General features: G+C 64.3%; 1 protein-coding gene and 1 pseudogene. Both read right to left on the bottom strand.

All coding sequences use genetic code 11. The features are described 5' to 3' along the window. Positions 1 to 1,565 (bottom strand): alpha-glucosidase family protein (locus EN991_RS31290; protein WP_127370195.1); only part of this gene is annotated, 1,565 nt, incomplete at its 3' end. Then, a pseudogene (locus tag EN991_RS31295) lies at positions 1,552 to 2,696 on the bottom strand (glycogen debranching enzyme GlgX); the annotation flags it as partial. The pseudogene EN991_RS31295 and the gene EN991_RS31290, both read right to left, overlap by 14 nt.

Below are 2,696 nucleotides of genomic sequence, written 5' to 3' on the forward strand. Positions count from 1 at the left end.
ACCGCGGCATTGCCATCCAGCTGCGCAACCGCTCGGATGTCCCCCGGCAACGGCCAATTGGCCGGTCCTCCGGCGAAATTGAAGACACAGAGCAGTCTTTCACCGCCGCCGTCGCGGATGAAAGCGAGCAGGTCACCCTCGGCGTCGAGAAAGCGGATCGAGCCGGATATCAGCGCCTCATGCTCCCCGCGCAAGGCCAGCGCAGCCCGGTAGGACGCGAGCACAGAGACCGTGTCGGCATTCTGGACGTCGACGGCGCGAGCGCGATGGCTGGCCGGTATCGGCAGCCAGGGCCTGGCCGTGGAGAAGCCTGCATTGTCGGCGCCGGCCTCCCACACCATCGGCGTGCGGCACCCATCCCTGCCCTTGACGCCTGGCCAGAAGCGGATGCCGACGGGATCGCGCAGATCTTCATAGGCCAGCTCCGCCTCCTCCAGCCCGAGTTCCTCGCCCTCATAGAGGCAGATCGAGCCGCGCAGGCAGGCGAGCAGCATGATCGAGAATCTTGCGACCGCGTCGGGCTCGCTGTCCGGCCTTGTCCAGCGGCTGACATGGCGCGCCACGTCATGGTTGGAGAAGGCCCAGCAGACCCAGCCGTCGGAGACGGCCGCCTCGAAGGCTTCGACGCAGCCACGCACATGCGCGGCCGAGAACTGCGGACCGAGCAGGTCGAAGGTGTAACACATATGCAGCTTGTCGCCGCCTGAGGTATAGGCGGCGAGCGTCTGCAGCGAGCGGCCTTCATCGCCGATCTCGCCGACGGCAGCACGGTCGTCATATTCGTCGAGCAGCGCCCTGAAGCGGCGCAGGAACGCCAGGTTTTCCGGCTGCGTCTTGTCGAACAGGTGCTCCTGGTAAAGGTAGGTGTTGGTCTCGCTGTTGGTGCCGGCGACGCTTGATGCCAAGGGTGGATTGCTGCGCAGCCAGCGGTCGTGGACATAGTAATTGACCGTATCGAGCCGAAAACCGTCGACGCCGCGCTCCAGCCAGAAGCGCACGGTTTCCAGAAGCGCGTCCTGAACCTCCGGATTGTGGAAATTCAGATCGGGCTGCGAGGGGAGGAAATTGTGCATGTAATACTGCCGGCGGGTCGAATCCCATTCCCAGGCCGGGCCACCGAAGACGGAGAGCCAGTTGTTTGGCGCGCCGCCATCTGGCTTGGTATCGGCCCAGACATACCAGTCGGCCTTGGGGTTATCGCGGCTGGCGCGGCTTTCGACAAACCAGTCGTGCTTGTCGGATGAATGCGACAGCACCTGGTCGATGATGATCTTCAGGCCGAGACGATGCGCCTCGGCGACCAGCGCATCGAAATCCTCGAGCGTGCCGAACATCGGATCGACATCGCAGTAGTCCGACACGTCGTAGCCCATATCGGCCATCGGCGACTTGAAGAAAGGCGACAGCCAGATGGCGTCGACACCGAGCGAGGCGACATGGGCGAGCCTCGATGTGATACCGGCGAGATCGCCGCTGCCATCGCCGGTCGTGTCCTGGAAGGAGCGCGGATAGATCTGGTAGATGACGCAACCGCGCCACCATCCCTTCTTGTCACTCGCCGCCATTGCGCTTCTCCCTTGTGCCGGCCTGCGCTCGTTCGATCATGAAGATCATCGTCCGCCCGGATATTGGCCGCGAGATATCCGCCGCATCCGGCGCTTCGATATCTGGGGCCCAGAAGAATCCGTCTCGTTCAGGCAAGGTGAACATGCAGGCCCGGCGATCGCCGTTGATAAGCACCGCAAGACGGCGGCCGTCATCGCTGGCGCCACTCAGGACCATGACAAGACGGTGCCGCTGCGGATCCTGCCAGCTCTGTTCATCGAGCGGCGCGCCCGTCTCAGCAAGCCATGCGACGTCCGGTATCTCCGAACCTGCCGGCGGCTGGCCAGTGAGGAAGCTTGTGTCGGAAAGCGCCGGCATCGATCGGCGCAGCCTCGAGAGTGCCGCTGTGTAGCGCTCCAGCGCCTGGTCGCGGCCGGCCCAGTCGAGCCAGGTGATCTCGTTGTCTTGGGCATAGGCGTTGTTGTTGCCTTGCTGGGTGCGGCCGAATTCGTCGCCCGCGGTCAGCATGATGGTGCCGCGCGAGGCAAACAGCGCGGCGAGCAGAGCGCGCTGGTCGTTCTGGCGAGCCGCTGCCACGGCCGGGTTGTCCGCATCACCTTCCACGCCGTTGTTCCAGGACAGGTTTTCATTGTGGCCGTCGCGGTTCTGCTCGCCATTGGCTTCGTTGTGCTTGCGCTCGTAGCGCACGATGTCGGCGAGCGTCATGCCGTCATGGGCGGCGATGAAATTGACACTGCGGCTGGCGCCTTGCCCGTTCGCGGCAAACACATCTGACGAACCGGCGAGCCGGGTCGCCAGGGCGCCGACCATGCCGGCCTCGCCACGCCAGAACCGTCTGACATCGTCGCGATACTTGTCGTTCCATTCGAGGAAGGGCGCTGGAAAATTGCCGAGCTGATAGCCGTCGGGGCCGATGTCCCACGGCTCGGCGATCAACACGCGATCGGCCAGCAGTGCGTCATCGCGCATCGCTCTCAGCAGCGGCGCCTCGGCATCGAATGTGCCCTCGACCCGCCCCAGAATGGGAGCGAGGTCGAAGCGGAAGCCATCGACACCGGCATCCCTGACGAAATGGCGAAGCGTGTCGAGGACCATCTCCTGGACCACAGGATGGTCGCAAGCGACTGTGT

The organism is Mesorhizobium sp. M7A.F.Ca.US.005.03.2.1, from assembly GCF_003997795.1.
Taxonomy (GTDB): domain Bacteria; phylum Pseudomonadota; class Alphaproteobacteria; order Rhizobiales; family Rhizobiaceae; genus Mesorhizobium; species Mesorhizobium ciceri.